Below are 20,531 nucleotides of genomic sequence, written 5' to 3' on the forward strand. Positions count from 1 at the left end.
CGGGTTAATATAAAAGGGGTTTGCAATTGTCATGGCGCCTTTAAATAGCGCAAGAGTGTATAAAATTGTTTAGTAAAGGCGCTAAAATCAACTAGACTATTGTCAATCAGCGGATTTAAGGTAATAATGTGTCCGCATCCTGAAATAGTCGGTGTTGAGTTTCCCGGCTCAGTGCCAAGGTGGTTATTTTCATTCTAAAAGGACCTCCCATGTCTTTGTTAAATGATTACATTCAAAAAGAACAGCAGCTTAAGCAGCTTCAGGAAGAACTGCAGCACTTGGAAAACGACCAGCGTCTGAAAAGTGAGCTCGAGTTTAAAGCCAAGCTGGAAGCGTTAATGACCGAGTTCGGCAAGCGCCCTGGCGATGTCATCGCTCTGCTGGACCCCGCTGCTGACCAGCGTGGCGCTCCCAAGGCACCGGCGGCTGCTACTCGCCGCAAGCGCCGCCTGAAGATCTACAAGAACCCGAACACGGGTGAAGTGATCGAAACTCGCGGTGGTAATCACAAAGGCCTGCGCAGCTGGAAAGACGAGCACGGCGATGATACCGTCGAGTCTTGGCTTGTTCGTCTGGAAGATTAAGTTTCTCGACCGGCATTTCTTCCCAGAAGTGCCGGTTTTGTTTTAGCGGTATCGCAGTGTTGCCATCGAGGCCAGGTAATGCTCTCCATAACTTCCCCGCCTCTTTCGTGCATCGTCGTACAGTGACTATGTAAGGCGTTGCAAGGGTACCTTGAGTTCCAAGTGCTCCTTGCGCCACAGCACATGAGGTGCGCCCCCGCTAATGTGATAAAGGCTCTGGTGATAGTGCAATTGACACAGTGTTGCCGTCAACGCATCAGCGAGCTCGCTAAAATCATCAAATAGCGTTACCGCATAGTGTTGTGACGGAATATCGATACGTCGATATTCTACGGGTAGGGCTACGCTATCGGTGCCTGTCTGGTTTTCGAGATGCAGACCGATATCGGTGCGTAATTTATACTGCTTAGTCGTACTGTTGAGCGCAGAGATCTTGTCTGCCAGCAGGTCGGGGAGAGCCACAGCGGGCGTAGAACCGCCGAGCTGAGCTTCCAGGCAGGAGAGATGGTTGGAATGGCGCTTGCGGTTGCCCAAGCCGCTAATGGCGTGTGCCGCTTTGTAGATACGCATATAGACGGCTTGACGAGGGCTGCCTTGCTTTATATCCGTGGTAAATGACTTTGCCGGGGGGATCAGGTGATGCATATCGTTGACAGCTTGGCGATAATGTCTGGGAGACAGCTGGTAGCGTCGTTGAAAAGCGCGTGAAAAGGAAGAATGATTCACATAGCCGCACTGCGCGGCGATATGCGCTATATTTTGCTGGGTCAACGACAGCAGCACTGCTGCACGCTCCAGTCTCCGCTGCTCTCGGTACGCTCGGGGCGACATGCTGAAGCATTGGCGGAATTGACGCCGCACCTGTGATGCTGAATATCCCAAGTGACTGGCAAGATCTTCGATACTCAGTGGTTGATCAAGCGAGTCTTGCAGCCAGATCTCAGCTCGCGACATTGCATTGAACACTATCTGGCCTCCTATGCGTGGTTCAAACAGGTAGCTTGTGACTGACCTGTCAGTGCACTCTCCCGGTGCGTATGGGTACTCATGACCTGGTAGGCCATCTCTGGTGGCAGTATGTGCCAGGACATGGAGATAGACAGAGTGGCTGTTCCTTGCCGACGATGACGTAAAAGGTATTAGCTTAAATCACCTGTTCGGTTAATCATTGTTACCGATGGTGAGGTCTTCGCGCTGCTGTCTTTATGCTTCCAAGCGGTAGCAAAGGCAAGTTTGCACTTCAAGAATACGCGTTTGTGCACAGTTTTTGATTAAAATGGCCTGTTCTCAGGTTTGTCGACCATTTTTCGTAAGGTGTAGATGAAACATCAATGAAATATCACAAGGTTTCTAAACAGCTGGATGAGCGTGAGAAGCTGCGCAAGTTTCGTGAGCTGGATGACGCCTTTGCCCAAGCACTGCGTCAGTTGGAAGATCCTGATAGTGACTTTGATATTCCAACAGGGCCCCCTGTACGCTCTTTAGCGGCGCTTGAGGCTGATGATCAGGCTGAGCGGCAGAAGGAACAAGATCTGCTGTTCAGCCAGCGCTTCAAGGCCTTGCTGAAGGAGTATGATTTATCAGAGGGTGGAGTAAGCGAACTGATACAGACGCTATTGGCCTACGGACTATGGGAGGTGGATCGCATGCCCGCCCAAAGTGGCAGTGGGCACTAACGGTAGCGATATACCCGCAAGCTGGGTAGAAATACGTCACTCTCCAGCTTTTCATCCCGACGCTTTGCCCGCGTACGCTGCGCGGGCGGCTCTAGGGGCGGCATTTTAATATGTGGCAAGCGATTTTCAGGGGCGGGAACAATAAGCGGCATGGCAATATTTAATGCGCGCCGGGTATGGCCGTCCTCTAGTGGTTCTGTAAAAAACAGGTTGCCGCGCATGAGCGGGGCTTGGTTTTGTACCTGTGCTAGCGGTTCGCTGCCTGGTATTCCCGCTAGTCTACGTAGCTGAATGCGGATATGTGGCGAGTCGGTATCTAACTGCAAGAGTTTTTGCTCTGCTTCTTGTACGGTAATTTTTTTTATTGAGCGGCCACTGCTATACCAAGCAAAGCGAACGCGCGATACCGGTGCCGGGGCAATAGGAAGGTGCCGCCAACACTGCTTAAGGTGCAAGCGCGCCAAGCCACCCTGACGCAGCACGTTATCCACGTCTGGGTGGCGTTGAGGCAAGCGGTGTTTGGCTTGGCTGAGTGTATTTGGCTGTGCCTGTTTAATATGCTGAAGCAGGTCGCTAATGTGTGCTTTAGCGCGGTTAACCGCCGTAAACTTTTCAAGTAATTCATCATCTGCTGCGATAAGCGCAATGTAGTTACGCGTCTCGCGCCCATCTTGGCCCTGTTGATGCCACATATCGAGCAGGGCTTGGCGTAGCCAAGACCTACCCCCAGGGTAGGACTGAAAGTGCCATGTGGCTGATTGCTGCTGCTCATAATAAGTGGCTGCATGATCTATAGCTGCCATCAAGTCATCGAAACGGGCATCCAGCTCATGCAGCAAGTGGTAAACGGGCAAGGCATTATCGTTCATGGTAGAACACTCATGGGCTAAGAGAGCGGGGCGTCTCTATCCGCTTGGGCAAGCAGCGTGTCCAAATCGGCTTCATCCATCGCGGATTCGCCCGAAATGCGGTGAGACTCTTCCGCCCAAGCGCCTAGGTCAAGCAGCTGGCATCGTTTGCTGCAAAAAGGGCGGTAGGCGCTCTCTGGGCTCCAGACGACTGGCTTGCTGCATTGAGGGCAAGCGACCTCTAGCGGTGCATCGTTAGCGGGTGTTGGCATAGAACTCTCCTTGAGCTAGAGGTATTTATTTCGGTAGTGCTGATCAAGCTGCGTTACCTGTTGCATCATCGAAGCATGGTCTCCGCTGTTATCAATAACATCATTGGCCTTAGTAAGGCGCTCTTCACGGGGAAGCTGGGCGGCGAGAATAGCATGCACTTGAGCCTCGCTCACGTCGTCTCGCGCACGTGTCCGCGAAAGCTGCAGCTCAACGGGCACATCGACTACAACGGTGCGATCCACCAGTTTGTCTTGGCCTGACTCAAATAACAACGGCGATACCAGCAGCACATAAGGTGATTGGCGCTGTAAGCGCTCTAGATGTACGAGAATGCGTTCGCGCACGCGAGGATGGGTCACCGACTCCAGCCATTTGCGCTCGGCAGGGTTGTCAAACACAATGCTGCGCAAAGCTGCACGGTTTAATGTGCCATCAGCGTGTAGTACATCATTTCCGAAGTGTTCGCTGATAGCCGCTAGCGCCGGTTCGCCAGGCATGACGACTTCCCTGGCCACATCGTCGGCGTCTACCCAGCCGATTCCCAGCGAACCAAACGCCCGAGCAACGGTAGACTTACCGGAACCGATACCGCCTGTTAACCCAACAATCATGGCTGTTCCCTAAATAGTGGCGCTGCTCATCGTCATGGGCATAGATAATAGCTGGCCACAGTAAGATGGACGAAATGACCAATGCTAATATAGCAGTGACGTATAGAGCGCCATCAGCTCATCGCCCGCTAATAAGCAAACCCAACCCGCCAGGGCTAGAAAAGGGCCAAAAGGCAGCGGCTGGCCGCGCAAATGAGGGGAGCTTGCTTGCGCCGCCAGGCCAACAAGGGCACCAATGCCTGCTGAAACGATCAACAGTAATGGCAGCATGGGCCAACCGACCCAGGCGCCTAACGCCGCTAGCAGCTTAAAATCGCCAAACCCCATACCCTCTTTGCCCGTTAATAGCTTAAACAGCCAGTAAAAGCTCCAGAGGATTAAGTAGCCAGCCATGGCACCGATTACCGCGCTGGGCAACATAATGGGCTGAAAGAGCAGCTGATAGAGCAAGCCCGCCCAGAGCAAGGGCAGGGTTAACATATCCGGCAGCAAATACGTACGAAAATCGATAACCGCCAGCGCCAAAAGTGTTAAGCAGGCCGCATAAATAAACAGTGCGCTTGCTGTTGTGCCATAAAGCGCCACAACGGCCACCGCTAATAGCCCGCCCATCAGTTCAACCAGTGGGTACTGTGCACTAATGGGAGATTGGCAGTTTGCGCACTTACCGCGCCGTTTTAACCAGCCAAGCAGCGGTAAGTTATCATGCCACGCAATCGGATGCTCGCAGCGCGGGCACATCGAACCAGGGGTTGCGAGATTAAAGCGGGGCGCTGTTTCTACCGGAAACTCCAGCGAAGCTAGGGCTTCATTGCGCCAGCGCCTCATCAGCATGACCGGTAGGCGAGTAATCACCACATTTAAAAAGCTGCCAAAACAAAGCCCGAGTAGAAGAGCAGGCGCCCACTCGAGCGGTGAAGGGAGATACATAAATATCCTTTTTAATTGCCTGAAAATAGGAGAGGCCACCGAGGGCAGCGCATGTAGAAAACGGCTATAACGCAGAGCCTAAATTGAAAATTGGCAAGTACATGGACACGACAACACCGCCGACTAATAAGCCCAGCACAACGATAATAACGGGTTCCATTAACGATGTGAGTGCATCCACTTTGTTATCAACTTCCTCTTCGTAATAATCTGCCACTCGATTCAGCATGGCATCTAAAGAGCCTGCCTCCTCACCGATACTGACCATTTGAACCGCCAGGGCTGGAAAACGATTTGTCATGCGCATCGCAAAATGTAATTGCTGCCCCGTCGCCACGTCTTGGCGAGTTTGCACCACGGCGTGTTCGTAAACCTTATTGCCGGTTGCTCCGGCGGCTGTGTCTAACCCTTCTACCAGTGGGACACCGGAAGAAAATGTGGTGGCCAATGTGCGAGAAAAACGCGCAACCGCAGATTTATGCATGATGTCGCCGATAATCGGTAATCGAAGTAGTAATGCATGCATGCGGTAAGCGATATTTGGTGAACGCTGGATGCCTTGTTTAAGCAAGAATATGGCCGCTACCAGCGCGCCAAATGCTGTTAGCCAGTACTGTTGGGCAAGCTTCGATAGATTTACCGTCATTTGCGTAAGCGCAGGTAGTTCCGCCCCGAAGCTTTGAAACATGCTTTCAAATTCAGGGACCACTTTCACCAGAAGCAGCATGGTAACCGCTATGCCAATCGCCATGACCGCAGTGGGATACCACAGCGCCTTTTTAACACGTGCTTTCAGGGATTCTACTTTCTCTTTATAGGTTGCAACGCGATCCAGCATTTGATCTAGGGAGCCTGCTTGTTCACCAGCATCTACCAAGTTAACAAACAGGCGATCAAAATGTTTTGGGTGTTGGCGAAGTGCATCCGAGAAGCTAGAGCCAGAAGACACATCGCTCATCATTTGCTGTATCAGGGCCACCATGGCCGGTTTTTTTAGGCTTTCAGCGACTACTTGAAGCGCTTGTAAAAGTGGGATGCCTGCTCGAATCATGGTGGCCATTTGGCGCGCAAACACCATGATGTCGTTAGGGTTGATGCGGCCGTTGCCGCCAATGCTGCCTTTTTTACTGATACGCCGAATATCAATATTTTGTTTGGCGAGTTCGGCGGTGACTTCCGCTTTGCTACGGCCGATCATTTCGCCGCTTAACGTTCTGTTTTGGGGGCCTTTGCCTATCCACTTCCAGCGCGATAACTTGATGGCGGGAGTTTGGCGCCTACGAGCACGTTTAGCCATGCCTTACTCCTTACTTACGCGGTTAATCTCTTCAAGGCTGGTGATACCTTGCATGACTTTTAATAGGCCGCTGCGATGGAGACTGGGATAGCCCTCCCTGCGGGCCTGCTGGTCAATTTCTAGCGAATTAGCATCGCGCATGATGAGCTGACGCATCGATTCTGTAATGGGAACAACTTCATAGATACCAATCCGTCCTTTGTAACCTTGGGTGCAGTGTTTACAACCCACGGCTTTATATAGGGTGGCTTGGTTAATCTCCTCATTGTTTAGCCCCTCTTTTTGAAGCGCCTTACGCGGTATTTCAATGGGTTCTTTGCAATGGTGGCAAAGTTTACGCGCTAAGCGCTGTGCAATAATTAAACTAACGGCGCTTGCAATGTTGAAGGACGAAACGCCCATATTGGCTAATCGTGTGAGTGTTTCGGCTGCCGAGTTAGTATGCACCGTAGAGAGCACCAAGTGGCCGGTTTGGGCAGCTTTTACCGTAATGTCCGCTGTTTCCAGGTCGCGTATTTCTCCCACCATCACAACGTCCGGGTCCTGGCGAAGGAAGGCGCGCAGGGCGCTGGCAAAGTCGAGGCCGATCTTGGGTAGAATGTTTACCTGGTTAATGCCATCTACTTTAATTTCTACGGGGTCTTCAGCCGTACAAATATTGCGCTCTACTTTATTAAGGATATTAATCCCCGTATAAAGCGAAACAGTTTTACCGCTGCCGGTCGGCCCCGTCACCAAAATCATGCCCTGGGGCTGTTTAAGCGTATGTTCATACAGAGCGCGCTGCTCATCGGTGAAACCTAACTGCTCAATGCCTAGCTGAGCCGCCGTAGGGTCTAAAATCCGCAGCACCAGCTTTTCACCGTATACCGTAGGTAGCGAGTTAACCCGAAAATCGAGAGAGCGCGTTCGCGAGAGCTTGAGTTTTATCGCGCCATCCTGGGGTAGACGGCGCTCCGAAATATCCAGCCGAGCCATAATTTTAAGGCGAGCCGCAATACGGTGGCGCATGGTAAAGGGCGGTCTAGCAACTTCAATCAGCATGCCATCAACGCGAAAACGGACGCGGTAGAGCGTTTCATAAGGCTCGAAATGAATATCAGAGGCCCTTTGGCGAATGGCGTCTAATAAAATCTTATTAACAAACTTAACGATGGGCGCATCTTCGCTACTCTGCGACGCTTCCTCAAGAGGAACTTCGTTGCCGTCACTGTTTTGTACAATGTTTAACGAACTCACCGCGTCGTCAATGCCCTCTAGCTCATCCAACATGCCGCGTTCGTTCTGGGCGAGATAGTTATTAAGTGCAACGGTGATTTGATCCACCGGAGCAAGCACACCTTCTATGCTTAATCCTGTGGCAAACTGGAGCTCATCTAGCTGGGTAAGCGTTGCTGGATAAGGCACTGCGACGGTTAGGCGGTGGCCATGGCGGGCCAGGGGCAGCACATTAAGATTTTGTAATACTTTAACGGGGTAGTCGGCGGCGGGTGGCAGCGTAGTAAGGCGCAGCGCCTCAAGGTCGATAACCGGAAGACCATACTCCCATCCCGCTGCTACGGTAGCTGCAACAGGGTCGGCCAGCCCGCTTTCAATAACGTGTTGAAGCAGCGAAATTTCGAGGTCAGAGGCCGTCGACTGTGCGGTGGCCGCTTGTGCATCGCTTAACACACCGTGTTTAACCAACCGCTGGGCAATGCCGCGCAGGCCGCCGTGAGCTGTCGCGTGGCTAAGTGTCGATTCAAAAGAGGGTTTAGACATGCACGCCCTATGGTAGCAAAGTGGTCAGAATGCGCATACTTGTACCATACTAAGGTGCTGGCGGCACCACGCTTTTCTAAGCGCACGCGTTCGTACAAATGAACGAAGCAGTGGGCCAAATGTAGTTGAAAAAACACTGTGCGTAAGCTAATGTAACTAATGTACATGAATTTTGCTTGGCAATACCTGCCAAGCAAAATCTCCAAGGAGATTTTTAGATGCAAACAACTGCAAAAAACGCGTTTCGCAACCTCAAGCAGGGCGGTTTCACGCTGATTGAGCTGATGATCGTCGTCGCGATCATCGGCGTATTGGCATCCATCGCCGTGCCGCAGTATCAGAACTACACCGCCCGCGCGCAGGCAAGTGAAGGGCTTTCCGTAACGGCAGGTATGCGTGCCGATATCGCTGAGCAATATTCACTTTCTGGTAGCATGCCAGTAACAGATGATGTTGATGAAATAGGGGGGGCTTCTGAAGCTGCTGGACGATATGTGCAGTCGGTTTCTTACACCTTTGCTGATCCTACCGGAACCATTGCTGTTACTTTCACTGATGATAGCTCCCTGAATGGCGGAATAATGAACCTTACGACTGATAATCCTCAGGATGGTTGGGTATGTTCAGCTGGAACTGATATGGAAGATAACCAGCTACCAGCCGGCTGTAAAGACTAATATTAACTAATAAAGAAATTGTAAAAGGGGCTGTTTTGACAGCCCCTTTCTTTGGGAGGAAAATGGTATGAAAGGAACTCAACGCGGTTTCACCTTAATTGAGCTAATGATTGTGGTGGCTATTATTGGCGTTTTGGCCTCTATTGCTATTCCGCAATATCAAAACTACACCGCACGTGCGCAAGTATCAGAAGCCTTCAATTTAGCCTCCGCTTACAAAACCGCCATAAGTGAATACTATTCGGTGAGAGGTCAGTTCCCTGAGAGTAATGAAGATATAGGTATGCCAACTGATGACAGTCGAAGTGGCAATAGTGGTGAAACTAGTGAGGACCGCTATGTTGGCTACATCGGTGTTTGGCCGGCCGCTGGTGATTATACTGCACGCGTTGTGATGGAGATGAGCGATAACGCGAATAGCGCGATAGCCGGAAAATGGGTTGTGATGGAGTCTCAGTTCTCTGAAGGAGCAATTCAGTGGAGTTGCCGGACAACCACAGGAGCAGGTAATGCCATGGATGAAAAATACCTACCTGGCTCGTGCCGCGATCAAAAAGATTAATGCCACATGCGTAAAATAAATCAGTTGGGTTAGTGGTCCTGTATGTCAGCAAAACAAAATGGTATTGATGAGAAGTATCTTCCTGGAAGCTGTCGGGATAGCGCCTCAACTGATTTTTGATCTTCACCATTTCCTGCGCATTGTTGTTCTAAACTAAAGCTCCCTGATCACAGTGGAGCTTTTTTATGAGCCGTTTACTACATCAACTCTTGATCGGCGCTAGCGCGCTGTTGCTAAGCAGTGCCGCGTTGGCCCAACCCGCCCATGCACCAGCTCACGGCGCCCGTGATAACGCTTCCCAGGCAGAGCGCCACCGAGCCGGTGAGGGCGGCCACCGTGAAAGTGGTTCCCGCCGTTCCCATAGCGATGGTTATGTGGATTTGCCGCGCATTAACGAGCGCGAACTGTTGCGCTTGCTGCGCCGCCACGATGCCCCCCGTGCGGAACCGTTACCCCCTGGTATTCAGCGCAATTTAGAGCGGGGTAAGCCCTTGCCGCCCGGCATTGCTAAGCGCTTTGATGGCCCCATTGCCCGTGAGCTGCCCCGTTACCCGGGATACGAGTGGGAGCGTGTTGGCGCTGATGTGGTGTTAATTGAAGCCGCCACCCGTGTGGTGGTCGATGTGTTGGTGGATGCTTTGCGCTAAGCCGTTCCCATGTGTTGGGGCGTTATGGTAATGCCATGGATCAACGCTTATGCTGAGAAATAACAAACACCCCACTGAGGAGCGAACATGGCGGTTTATACCCTGGAAGCGCGGCTGGCACTGGCCATAGAGATTGCCGAAGAGGCTGGGCAGATGATTCGTAATGCCCGAGAGCAGCAAGGGTTTAGCCAGCGGCTGAAAGGAGGGATCGAGCTAGTTACTGATGTGGACGTTGCCGTCGACACGCTCATTAGCCAGCGCCTGGAGGAGTACTTCCCAGAAGAAGCAAGGTTAAGCGAGGAGCTAAGCCCGGAGCATGCGCTGCATACCCCCACCGAGCAGCTCTGGGTTGTGGATCCGATTGATGGCACCGTTAATTTTGCCCAGGGCCTGCGCCATGTGGCGGTATCAATCGGCTGGATGGAGCAGGGGGTAGGTAAAGTAGGCGTGATACATGCGCCGTTTTTAGGTGAAACCTTTAGTGCAGCAGAGGGCCTAGGCGCATTCTGCAATCAGCAGCCGATTCAGCCGAGCGGCGCTGAGACCCTTGAAAGCACGCTGGTAGGTACCGGCTTTCCCTATCAAAAAGAGCAGCGTAAAAAACTTCTGCCACGCTTAGAAGCAGTACTCACAGGCTGTCAGGATGTCCGGCGTAATGGTTCAGCGGCTCTGGATTTGTGTGATGTGGCCTGCGGTCGTTTAGATGCCTACTACGAAAGCGTATCGCCCTGGGATTTTGTGGCGGGTTGGGTCATTGCTCGCGAAGCAGGCGCGCGGGTGGGGCATTTAAGCGAGGTGCCTGACGGTGTACCGGCAGACCTCTACCCGGAGCAGTTGCTAGCAACTACCCCCAAGGTTTACGACGCCATGGCGTCCTTATTAAAAGCAGCCGACCACGCTTAGTGGCAAGCGATTGAAAAGAAAGCGCAAAAAGTGCTTTTCATTTGGCGTATAAAACGCTAGTATACGCACCGTCTTGAGGCAAATGCCAAACAGACATCGGAGTGTGGCGCAGCTTGGTAGCGCGTTGCAATGGGGTTGCAAAGGTCGCAGGTTCGAATCCTGTCACTCCGACCAATATCGAAAAAGCCGCTGCATTCATTGCAGCGGCTTTTTTCGTTGGTTCATGTTGGTGTCTCTTGATATACGTCAAGTTTTGAACGGTGGAAATCATTCTGTGCAGCCGGGTATGGTATGCTCTTGGGCAGGTGGAAGGTCTACTCAAGCGCATCGATCAGGAGGCAGGGATGAGTCGCACAGGCAAGCAGGCTGCAACGCCCGAGGCATGGCATGGGCTATCGGTAGACGAAGCGTTGGCGCAACAGTCGGCGACCCGTGAAGGCTTGAGCCGCGAAGAAGCAGCGGCGCGTTTGGCTCAGTATGGAGAAAACCGCCTGGAGCAGGCCCAGGGGCGCCCCTGGTACAAGCGGTTGCTGTCGCAGTTTGCCAATATCCTGATGCTGATTCTGGTGGTCGCGGCGGTGGCCAGCTTTCTGCTGGGCCACATGGTCGATGCGGCTGCCATCGTGGGCGTGGTGCTGATCATCGCCTTGATTGGCTTTTTCCAGGAAGGCAAGGCCGAGCAGGCGCTGGACAGTATTCGCAACATGCTGTCTCCCCAGGCAAACGTGCTGCGCGATGGCCAGCGTACCACGGTGCCTGCCGAGGCGCTGGTGCCGGGGGATATCGTGCTGTTCGAGAGCGGGGATCGCGTGCCTGCGGATGTTCGGTTGCTGGAAGTACGGCGCTTGAAAACCGATGAGGCTGCCCTGACCGGTGAGTCGGTGCCCGTCGATAAGCAGCCCGCGCCGCTGGCCCACGATACCGAGCTGGCCGAGCGTTCGAACATGGCGTTTGCCAGCACGCTGGTCGTGCAGGGAAATGCCCGTGGCTTGGTGGTGGCGACCGGAGGGCGCTCGGAAATTGGCAAGATTTCCGAATTGCTGCGCAGTGTCGAGCAGATCAAGACGCCATTGCTACAGCAGTTGGATAGAGCTGGCCGAGTGCTGGCGGTGTTTATCCTGCTGGCCGCTGGGATCACGGCGCTGCTGGGTACCTGGCTGCATCAGCAGCCCTTGGGCGAGATGTTCATGGCGGCCGTAGGCCTGGCGGTAGCGGCCATTCCCGAAGGCCTGCCTGCGATTGTAACCATTGGCCTGGCGCTGGGCGTTCAGCGCATGGCCAGGCGGCGGGCCATCATCCGGCGGCTGCCCGCCGTGGAAACGCTGGGTTCGATTTCCACCATTTTCTCCGACAAGACCGGCACGCTGACCCGTAATGAGATGACAGCCCAGGCCATCTGGCTGCAGGATGCCCGTTTCACGCTCGAGGGTATCGGCTTTGCCCCGCACGGCAAGCTATGCCGGGAAGGAGCGGCCGCCGAGGAGCAGTGCAATGGACGGGCCCATGAGCCTGCCTTGCAGCGTTGCCTGTTGGCCAGCGTGCTGTGCAACGATGCCGAGTTGCACCAGGAAGATGAACGCTATCGAATCTTTGGCGACCCCACCGAAGGGGCGCTGGTGGTGGCTGCCGAGAAAGCGGGGCTCGACCACCTGGCGTTGCGCCAGCAGTACCCGCGTCTCGATGCGATTCCTTTTGAGTCAGAGCACAAGTACATGGCCACGCTGCATGACCTTGAGGGTGGGCGGCGGCTGCTGGTCAAGGGTGCGCCGGATCGCATTATCGAAATGAGCAGCCATGTGATCACCGATGAAGGCGAAGCCCCGCTGGTGGCCAGCGAGTGGGAGGCGCATATCGAAGCGCTGTCATCGAGAGGCTTGCGGGTGCTGGCGATTGCCGAGAAGGCAATGGAAGAAGACGCTGAGCTCGACCACCCTCATGTGCAGTCGGGGTTGCGCCTGCTGGGGTTGATAGGGCTGTTGGACCCGCCCCGTGAAGAGGCCATCGAGGCGGTGAAACGCTGCCAGCGCGCCGGTATTCGCCCGGTGATGATCACCGGAGACCATGCTGCCACCGCCCTGGCCATTGCCCGGCAGTTGGGATTTCAGCACACCGAGCGGGCCTTGACCGGGCGTGAAATGGAGGCCATGACCGATGAGCAGCTCGAAGCGATCATTCTGGAAGTAGATGTGTTTGCTCGGGCGTCGCCAGAACACAAGCTGCGGCTGGTCAAGGCCATGCAGGCGCGTGGAGGCGTGTGCGCCATGACGGGTGATGGGGTCAACGATGGCCCGGCGCTCAAGCGGGCAGATGTGGGTGTCGCCATGGGCATTCAAGGAACGGAAGCGGCCAAGGATGCCTCGCAAATGGTGCTGGCCGACGACAACTTCGCCACCATCGTCCACGCCATCGAAGAGGGGCGTAAGGTTTACGACAACATCCGCAAGACGATTACCTTCATTTTGCCCACCAACGGTGCTCAGGGGCTGGCCATCATGCTGGCCGTGCTGGCGGGCACGAGCCTGCCGGTGACTCCGCTGCAGGCGCTGTGGGTGAACATGGTGGTGGCCATTACGCTGGGCCTGGCGCTGGCATTCGAATCCGGTGAGCAGGACCTGATGCAGCGGCCGCCCCGGAACCCCAAAGCGCCGCTGCTGGATCTCTTTCTGCTTTGGCGGGTGGTGTTCGTATCGCTACTGCTGCTGATGGGCGTATTCGGTATGTTCAACTGGATTCTGGGGCAGGGGGGTAGCGAAGCGCTGGCTCGCACGGGCGCGGTCAACATGCTGGTGGCGGGCAGTGCCGCTTACCTGATCAACAGCCGCTATTTGCTCAACAGCACGCTGACCTGGGAAGGCGTGTTTGGCAGTCGACCGGTATGGCTTGCCATCGGGTTGGTCCTGCTGCTGCAACTGGGGTTTACCTATGTACCCTTCATGCAGTTCGTGCTGGTCAGCGAGGGGCTTTCTGCTCACCACTGGCTTGCCATCCTGGCGGGAAGCGTGGCCGTGTATGGTGTGGTCGAGGTGGAGAAAAGCATCTTGCGCCGGAGGAGGTGAGTGCCACCGCCTGCCATGGGCAGGCAGCGGCAACGTCAGAGCGTTAAGAGGTGTTCAGTCACTCTGGGCTTTATGGTCGGCAAGGGCCGCTGTCACGGCTTCTTGCCACTGTCCTTCGGTAATGCCCCAGTGGTCGGCCTGGTCCTTGTCAGGACTGCCCGCCGCCGCCGCGTTCAGTTCTTCCGGGGAATAACTTTCATAACAGTGTTTGGCAAAGGCTTTGGCTTTGCCATCGCTCAACTGGTTGATCATTTCCATGGGTCGCTCCTTTCCTTGGTGCTGAAGTCAGAGATAAAGAGTCAAGAAGTATACATGACATGAATGCCGAGTACGGTTCGGCAACGATCACGCACCAGTATAGACTAGGCCATCAATGCATCCACGACGATCTTGATGGCAATCGTGGCCAACAGGCACATGATGAGCCTGTCGAACCAGCGATGCGGCAGGCGTTTGCCCAGCATGGCGCCCAGGGGCATGGCTGCCAGAATGACCAGCAGGGCAGCCAGGCTGTACAACGAGCGCTCCCAGGTGAGAATCCCGGCGCTGAGCAGGGCCGGGATCTGTACCAGCGTGATCGCCACGAAGAACACCGAAATCGAGCCGATGAACACCGGGCGCTCCAGGCGCATCGCGTTAAGAAAGGTCACCGACGCCGGGGCGGACATGCCCGCCGCACCTTGCAGCACGCCTGCCACCAGCCCCACCGGCAACACGATGCGCTGCGCCAGTGGGAAAGGCAGCGTAAAGCTGCGGTTGGCCAGCTTGATGGCCAGGTAGAGCACGATGGCAGTCGCCACGCCCAGCGACAGCAGCGTGGGCGACAGTACCACCAGCCCCCAGGTGCCGATCACGATGCCCAGCCCACCGGAGAGGCCGAACCAGAGCAGAAAGCGATGCGGCAGCAGATGGTGGCGGTACTGCCAGACCTGCAGGGCATTGCTGAACAGGTTCGGGGCCACCAGCACGGCAATGGCCAGCTTGACGTCGTACAGCATGGTCAGCACGGGAATGACGATGACCGGTACGCCAGAGCCGATGGCGCCCTTGATGATTCCCGCGGCCATCAGCGTCAGAAAGGCAACGATCATGCGGCGTTACTCAGATGACTTGAGTACATGGGCTTGCTTGAGCACATGGGATTACTTGAGCACATAGCAGGGCGTGTAGGGCTGTCCGTCCAGTTTCATGCGGCCCTGGGCCACGAAAGAGCCGAGCAGGTCGTCCAGCCGCTGCATCAGCTCGGGCTCTGCGGTCAGTTCGAAAGGCCCGTGGGCCTCGATGGCCCGAATGCCCGGCTCTTTCACGTTACCTGCCACGATGCCCGAAAAAGCGCGGCGCAGGTTGGCTGCCAGCTCGTGGGTGGGCTGCTGGCGGTGCAGCGCCAGGCTGCGCATGGCTTCGTGGGTAGGCTCGAAGGGTGCCTGGAACTCGCGGGCAATGGTCAGGCGCCAGTTGTAGTAGAACGCATCCTGGTGCTGGCGGCGGAACTCGCTGACCTGGTGGATGCCATCGCGCATCTTGCGCGCCACGGCCGCCGGGTCCCCGGTGATGATGGTGTAGAAGCGGCGGATCTCTTCACCCAGGGTGTAGACCAGAAACTCGTCGATCTTCTCGAAGTAGGCGGCGGAGCTGGCGGGGCCGGTGAAGATCAGCGGGAAGGGAATGTCCTGGTTGCCGGGGTGCAATAGAATGCCCAGCAGGTAAAGGATCTCTTCGGCGGTACCCACGCCACCGGGGAACACGATGATGCCATGGCCCAGGCGCACGAAGGCTTCCAGGCGCTTTTCGATGTCCGGCATCACCACCAGCTCATTGACGATCGGGTTGGGAGCTTCAGCAGCGATGATGCCAGGCTCGGAAATGCCCAGGTAGCGGCCTTCCTTGCGGCGCTGCTTGGCATGCGCGACGTTGGCACCTTTCATGGGGCCTTTCATGGCCCCCGGGCCGCAGCCGGTGCAAATGTCCAGATCGCGAAGACCCAGGTGATAGCCGACGTCCTTGGTGTATTCGTACTCTTCACGGGAGATCGAGTGGCCGCCCCAGCACACTACCAGGCTCGGGTCGCGGCCCGGCTTCAGCGTGCCCGCCTTGCGCAGAATGTGAAACACGGCATTGGTGGTGCCTTCGCCCGTGCTGAGATCGAAGCGATTATGATGCTGGATCTCGTTATAGACGTAGACGATGTCGCGGATGATTGACGACAGGTGCTCACGAATGCCGCGTATCATGCGTCCGTCAACGAAGGCTTCCGCTGGCGCGTTGGTGAGCTTCAGGCGTATGCCGCGATCCTGCTGCAGCACTTCGATGTCGAAATCCTTGTAGGCTTCGAGAAGGGCCAGGCTGTCATCGGTAGGGCTGCCGCAGTTGAGCACGGCGAGGGCGCAGCGGCGCAACAAGTCATGCAACCCGCTTTTCGAGGTGCTCTTGAGGCGATTGACCTCATGCTGAGACAGTACTTCCAGGCTGCCTTCGGGAGAAATGATGCTGGAAATGGTGGCGCGGGGTGCTGAAGGTTGCGTCATTGTATGGACTATCCCTGAGTATGATCATGACCAATCGGCATACTAGCATGCTGCTCCCTGGCGTTCAGCTGCCTTGCCCTGCTACGGGCATCCGTGCCCGAGGCGGTCGTTTTTTATGCTAGGCTAGAGGCTTGGCGCCGGTAGACATCCATTCCAGGCGCCCTGATGATCCTCACTGTGACAGTGACCGTTAATGATGAAGTTGCCGGGAACCCATGTTCAACGCTCAATACTTTCGTACCTTTATCACACTGGTGGAAACGGGCAGTTTCACGCGCACCGCGCGACGCCTGGAGATGACGCAGCCGGGCGTCAGCCAGCACGTCAGAAAGCTGGAAACCTATCTGGATAAAGCGCTGATCGAGCGTCACGGGCGCAGTTTTACGCTGACCGAGTCTGGTCGTCGCGCTTACGACTATGCGTTGAAGCTGTTCGCCGAACATGAGCAGTTCAGGCATGGGCTGGACGATGATTCGCTGGACAGCGGCGAGTGCCGCATTGCCTCCCCAGGCAGCGTCGGGCTGATGTTCTACCCCTACATCCTGGGGCAGCAGCAGATGCACCCCAGCCTGACCGTCAACTACAGCTTTGCCTTCAATCATGAAATCGTCAACGACCTGTTGGAAGGGCGTTACGATATCGGCATCGTCACCGAGCAGCTCAATCATACCGAGCTTGCCTGCACCGTCTGGCACAAGGAGCCCTTGTGTCTGGTGGTACCCGCCGACTTCGCGGGCAGTACCCTGGCCGAACTGATGGGGTTGGGCTTCATCAATTACTACGATGGCATCAATCACGCCAACGCGCTGCTACGGGCCAACTTCCCCGACGAGTTTCGCTCCATGACGCATTTTCGCCATCAGGGGTTTACCAACGAAGTCAGCATGGTGCTGGACGCCGTGGCCCGGGGGCTCGGCTTTACCGTCGTGTCACGGCTGGTATTGGAAACTTCTCCCTGGCAGCGCCAGGTGAAGCCGCTGCCACTGTCGCAGGTCATTCACGAAGTGCTCTATCTGCTGCGGCGCAAGGATTCCGTGTTGCCCAAGCGTTACGAGAAGCTGCTCAAGGGCTTCCATGACCAGCGGCTACAAGAAACGACGCCTCTGGAACCCTGAACAGGGCCCCAGAGGCGTGTGAGGGGGGCTTGCCTAGCGGCGGTATTCGTCAATGCTGGGGCACGAGCACACCAGTTGGCGATCACCAAAGACGTTATCCACTCGGTTGACCGACGGCCAGTACTTGGCGGCGGCGACGGCTTCGCTGGGGAAAGCCCCTAGCTGGCGGTCATAGGGGCGCTGCCAGTCGCTGTCCATGACGTCGGCCTGGGTATGCGGCGCATTGACCAGCGGGTTGTTGTCCAGCGGCCACTCTCCATTCTCGACGCGCGCGATCTCTTCACGAATGGCAATCATCGCGTCGCAGAAGCGGTCGATCTCGTAGAGTGATTCGGACTCGGTAGGCTCGATCATCAGCGTGCCGGGTACCGGGAACGACATGGTCGGCGCATGGAAGCCATAGTCCATCAGTCGCTTGGCGATATCTTCTTCACTGATACCCGAGGCGCTCTTGAGCGGGCGGATGTCGATGATGCACTCGTGGGCCACATAGCCGTTCTGGCCGCGATAGAGAATCGGGTAGGACGGCGCCAGCCGTTTGGCGATGTAGTTGGCGTTGAGAATGGCGATCTCCGTTGCCTCGCGCAGCCCCCGCGCGCCCATCATTTTGATGTACGCCCAGGAGATGGGCAGGATCGAGGCGCTGCCAAAGGCGGCAGCAGAGACTGCGCCACCGGGCTGTACGCCATCGATGGGCGTGACCACGTGGTTGGAAACGTAAGGAGCCAGATGCGCCTTGACGCCAATGGGGCCCATGCCCGGACCGCCACCCCCGTGAGGAATGCAGAAGGTCTTGTGCAGGTTGAGGTGCGATACATCCCCGCCGAAGTCGCCTGGGCGTGTCAGCCCCACCTGGGCGTTCATGTTGGCACCGTCCACGTAGACCTGGCCACCGTGCCGGTGAATCACCTCGCACACCTGACGAACGTGGGACTCGAACACGCCGTGGGTAGACGGGTAGGTAATCATCACCGCCGAGAGCCGCTCGCTGTACTGCTCGGCCTTCTGGGTCAGGTCGGTCAGGTCGATGTTGCCGTTGGCGTCGCACTCGACCACCACCACCTCCATGCTCAGCATGGCGGCAGATGCCGGGTTGGTGCCGTGGGCAGAGCTGGGAATCAGGCACACATCCCGGTGGGCTTCCCCTTGGGCGGCCTGGTAGCGGCGAATGGCCAGCAGGCCGGCATATTCGCCCTGAGCGCCAGAGTTGGGCTGCATGGAGATATGGTCATAGCCGGTCACTTCCACCAGGAAAGCGGCCAGCTCGTCGATCATCTGATGATAGCCCGCCACCTGGTCGCGAGGCGCAAAGGGGTGCAGATGCGCGAAGGCAGGCCAAGAGACCGGAATCATCTCGCTGGTGGCGTTGAGCTTCATGGTGCATGAGCCCAGCGGAATCATGGCATGGGCCAGGGAGAGGTCCTTGTTCTCCAGGCGTTTCAGGTAGCGCAGCATTTCGGTTTCGCTGCGGTAACGCGTGAACGTCGGATGGCTCAGGAAGTCGCTTTCCCGCTGGTAGTCTGCCGGAATGCCTGCCAGCTTGCCTTCCACCACTTGCTCGTCGAGGGCGGCGACGGAAAGACCGTGCTCATCGCCGAGCAGGACATCGAACAGGGTCGCGACGTCATGGGCCGTCGTGGTTTCATCGAGGCTGATGCCGACATCGCCATTGGCGAAATAGTGCAGGTTGATGTCATGGGTCATGGCGCGGCCATGAATCTTGCCTGCATCGACCTGGGTAAGGCGCAGCGTATCGAACCAGCTATCGTTGGCCAGCTGCACACCCGCCTGTTGCAGGCCGGTGGCCAGCAGCGTGGTCAGACGGTGAACGCGGCCAGCGATTTTGCGCAGCCCCTCGGCACCGTGATAAGTGGCATAGAAACCGGCAATGTTGGCCAGCAGCGCCTGGGCGGTACAAATGTTGGAAGTGGCCTTCTCGCGACGAATGTGCTGTTCGCGGGTCTGCATGGCCATGCGCAGCGCGGTCTTGCCGCGGCTGTCTTTTGAAACGCCGATGATGCGGCCCGGAATGGAACGCTTGAGCTTGTCGGAGGTGGCAAAAAACGCCGCGTGAGGGCCACCGAAGCCCATGGGCACGCCAAAGCGCTGCGAACTGCCCACCACGATGTCGGCACCAAAGATACCGGGCTCTTTCAGCAGTACCAGGCTCAGCAGATCCGTGGCGACACAGGTCATGATGCCGTTCTGGTTGGCTTTGGCGAGCAGCGGGGCGAGGTCGGTGATGTTGCCGCTGGCGGACGGGTACTGAACCAGCGCGCCGAACACCTCCTCGTCTGCCAGTTGCTCCGCCGGTGCAATCTTCAGTTCGAAGCCAAAGAATTCCGCGCGGGTCCTGATGACGTCCAGGGTTTGCGGGAAGACGTCTTCGGCCACGAAAAAGGTGTTGGACTTGCTCTTCTTGTTGCCGCGTTTGCACAGCGCCATGGCCTCGGCGGCGGCGGTGGCCTCATCCAGCAGGGAAGCGTTGGCAAGCTCCATGCCGGTGAGATCCATGACCACCTGCTGGAAATTCAGCAGACCTTCCAGGCGCCCCTGAGAAATCTCGGGCTGGTAAGGCGTGTAGGCGGTGTACCAGCCTGGGTTTTCCAGCACGTTACGCTGGATCACGGCGGGCATATGAGTGTTGTAATAACCCTGGCCAATGTAGCTTTTGGCCACGCGGTTCTGGCGTGCCAGCTGGCTCAGGTAATCCAGGGCTTCTGCTTCACTGCGGGGGGCGTCCAGTGCCAGTTCGCGGCCCAAGCGAATATCGCTTGGCACGGTCTGCTCGATCAGATCTTCCATACGCTGCAAATCGAGCGCTTTTAGCATGATGGCGACATCGTCGGGGCTAGGCCCGTTATGGCGTTTGATAAAAGCATCGTGGTCGGCCAGTTCGGCCAAACGGCGTGTTTCAAAAGGCATGGGAAGGTTCCGAACGTGATGAGTAAACCGTGGGGGCTCAGGGCAGCCTGTTCTGCGTGGTTGTGGTGCCGCTCGTACAACCCGTGGGAGGTTGTGCTGCCGCGTGATGCATCAGGGTGTTAACGTGAACGCCTGCACGGA

General features: G+C 56.3%; 19 protein-coding genes and 1 tRNA gene. 9 read left to right on the forward strand and 11 right to left on the reverse strand.

Annotated features, from left to right (window positions below; translation table 11 throughout):
• Nucleotides 1-209: 209 nt before the first annotated feature.
• A complete protein-coding gene (locus tag RVM26_RS05870; protein ID WP_498941386.1) occupies nt 210-584 on the forward strand; it encodes a DNA binding protein in 375 nt (124 codons plus the stop codon).
• Between the two features lie 126 nt (nt 585-710).
• On the opposite strand, the gene RVM26_RS05875 is transcribed toward RVM26_RS05870, so the two are convergent.
• The gene (locus RVM26_RS05875) at nt 711-1,550 is read right to left on the reverse strand and encodes a helix-turn-helix transcriptional regulator (RefSeq protein ID WP_039178094.1); all 840 of its coding nucleotides are present in this window, start codon (nt 1,548-1,550) and stop codon (nt 711-713) included.
• 365 nt (nt 1,551-1,915) lie between these two features.
• On the opposite strand from RVM26_RS05875, the gene RVM26_RS05880 reads away from it, so the two are divergent.
• Nucleotides 1,916-2,260: a hypothetical protein gene (locus RVM26_RS05880; protein WP_498941387.1), complete on the forward strand. Its 345-nt coding sequence runs from the start codon at nt 1,916-1,918 to the stop codon at nt 2,258-2,260.
• On the opposite strand, the gene RVM26_RS05885 is transcribed toward RVM26_RS05880, so the two are convergent.
• From RVM26_RS05885 to pilB, 6 genes are all read right to left on the reverse strand, one after another.
• Nucleotides 2,257-3,129, reverse strand: coding sequence for a DNA replication terminus site-binding protein (locus RVM26_RS05885; RefSeq protein ID WP_498941388.1), 873 nt, complete (start codon nt 3,127-3,129; stop codon nt 2,257-2,259). The two genes, RVM26_RS05880 and RVM26_RS05885, sit on opposite strands and share 4 nt — an antisense overlap.
• A 17-nt stretch (nt 3,130-3,146) precedes the next feature.
• The gene (gene yacG, locus RVM26_RS05890; protein ID WP_498941389.1) at nt 3,147-3,380 is read right to left on the reverse strand and encodes a DNA gyrase inhibitor YacG; all 234 of its coding nucleotides are present in this window, start codon (nt 3,378-3,380) and stop codon (nt 3,147-3,149) included.
• Between the two features lie 15 nt (nt 3,381-3,395).
• Complete coding sequence (gene coaE, locus RVM26_RS05895; RefSeq protein ID WP_273681895.1) at nt 3,396-3,992, reverse strand: dephospho-CoA kinase; 597 nt, start codon at nt 3,990-3,992, stop codon at nt 3,396-3,398.
• A gap of 84 nt (nt 3,993-4,076) precedes the next feature.
• A complete protein-coding gene (locus tag RVM26_RS05900) occupies nt 4,077-4,922 on the reverse strand; it encodes a prepilin peptidase (protein WP_498941390.1) in 846 nt (281 codons plus the stop codon).
• Between the two features lie 64 nt (nt 4,923-4,986).
• On the reverse strand, nt 4,987-6,219 hold the full coding sequence (locus RVM26_RS05905; protein ID WP_498941391.1) for a type II secretion system F family protein: 1,233 nt from the start codon (nt 6,217-6,219) through the stop codon (nt 4,987-4,989).
• Nucleotides 6,220-6,222: 3 nt separating this feature from the next.
• Nucleotides 6,223-7,980, reverse strand: a complete 1,758-nt coding sequence (pilB, locus tag RVM26_RS05910; protein WP_498941392.1) for a type IV-A pilus assembly ATPase PilB — start codon at nt 7,978-7,980, stop codon at nt 6,223-6,225.
• Nucleotides 7,981-8,198: 218 nt separating this feature from the next.
• Between pilB and RVM26_RS05915 the strand changes: the two genes are divergently transcribed.
• The 6 genes from RVM26_RS05915 to RVM26_RS05940 all read left to right on the forward strand — a co-directional run bounded on the left by RVM26_RS05915 (nt 8,199) and on the right by RVM26_RS05940 (nt 13,825).
• Entirely contained in the window at nt 8,199-8,657 is a 459-nt protein-coding gene (locus RVM26_RS05915) for a pilin (protein ID WP_498941393.1), read from the forward strand.
• A 67-nt stretch (nt 8,658-8,724) separates the two neighbouring features.
• Complete coding sequence (locus RVM26_RS05920) at nt 8,725-9,219, forward strand: pilin (protein WP_498941394.1); 495 nt, start codon at nt 8,725-8,727, stop codon at nt 9,217-9,219.
• A 185-nt stretch (nt 9,220-9,404) separates the two neighbouring features.
• Nucleotides 9,405-9,866 (forward strand): anti-virulence regulator CigR family protein, encoded by a 462-nt coding sequence (locus RVM26_RS05925; protein WP_498941395.1) that lies wholly within the window; start codon nt 9,405-9,407, stop codon nt 9,864-9,866.
• An 87-nt stretch (nt 9,867-9,953) separates the two neighbouring features.
• The gene (locus tag RVM26_RS05930) at nt 9,954-10,769 is read left to right on the forward strand and encodes an inositol monophosphatase family protein (protein WP_498941396.1); all 816 of its coding nucleotides are present in this window, start codon (nt 9,954-9,956) and stop codon (nt 10,767-10,769) included.
• 97 nt (nt 10,770-10,866) lie between these two features.
• Nucleotides 10,867-10,943, forward strand: a tRNA-Pro gene (locus RVM26_RS05935).
• A 170-nt stretch (nt 10,944-11,113) separates the two neighbouring features.
• Nucleotides 11,114-13,825 (forward strand): cation-translocating P-type ATPase, encoded by a 2,712-nt coding sequence (locus RVM26_RS05940; protein WP_498941397.1) that lies wholly within the window; start codon nt 11,114-11,116, stop codon nt 13,823-13,825.
• A 54-nt stretch (nt 13,826-13,879) separates the two neighbouring features.
• Here the strand turns inward: RVM26_RS05940 and RVM26_RS05945 are convergent, their stop codons facing one another.
• The 3 genes from RVM26_RS05945 to ppnN form a co-directional block, all read right to left on the reverse strand.
• On the reverse strand, nt 13,880-14,083 hold the full coding sequence (locus RVM26_RS05945; RefSeq protein ID WP_498941398.1) for a hypothetical protein: 204 nt from the start codon (nt 14,081-14,083) through the stop codon (nt 13,880-13,882).
• 104 nt (nt 14,084-14,187) lie between these two features.
• Nucleotides 14,188-14,916, reverse strand: a complete 729-nt coding sequence (locus RVM26_RS05950; RefSeq protein WP_498941399.1) for a sulfite exporter TauE/SafE family protein — start codon at nt 14,914-14,916, stop codon at nt 14,188-14,190.
• Between the two features lie 51 nt (nt 14,917-14,967).
• Complete coding sequence (gene ppnN / locus RVM26_RS05955; RefSeq protein ID WP_039178066.1) at nt 14,968-16,350, reverse strand: nucleotide 5'-monophosphate nucleosidase PpnN; 1,383 nt, start codon at nt 16,348-16,350, stop codon at nt 14,968-14,970.
• Nucleotides 16,351-16,565: 215 nt separating this feature from the next.
• Between ppnN and RVM26_RS05960 the strand changes: the two genes are divergently transcribed.
• Complete coding sequence (locus tag RVM26_RS05960; protein ID WP_039178064.1) at nt 16,566-17,465, forward strand: LysR family transcriptional regulator; 900 nt, start codon at nt 16,566-16,568, stop codon at nt 17,463-17,465.
• A 33-nt stretch (nt 17,466-17,498) separates the two neighbouring features.
• Here the strand turns inward: RVM26_RS05960 and gcvP are convergent, their stop codons facing one another.
• On the reverse strand, nt 17,499-20,390 hold the full coding sequence (gene gcvP, locus RVM26_RS05965) for an aminomethyl-transferring glycine dehydrogenase (RefSeq protein WP_498941400.1): 2,892 nt from the start codon (nt 20,388-20,390) through the stop codon (nt 17,499-17,501).
• Nucleotides 20,391-20,531: the final 141 nt, after the last annotated feature.

Source organism: Halomonas sp. KM072 (genome assembly GCF_050710315.1).
Taxonomy (GTDB): Bacteria; Pseudomonadota; Gammaproteobacteria; order Pseudomonadales; family Halomonadaceae; genus Vreelandella; species Vreelandella hamiltonii.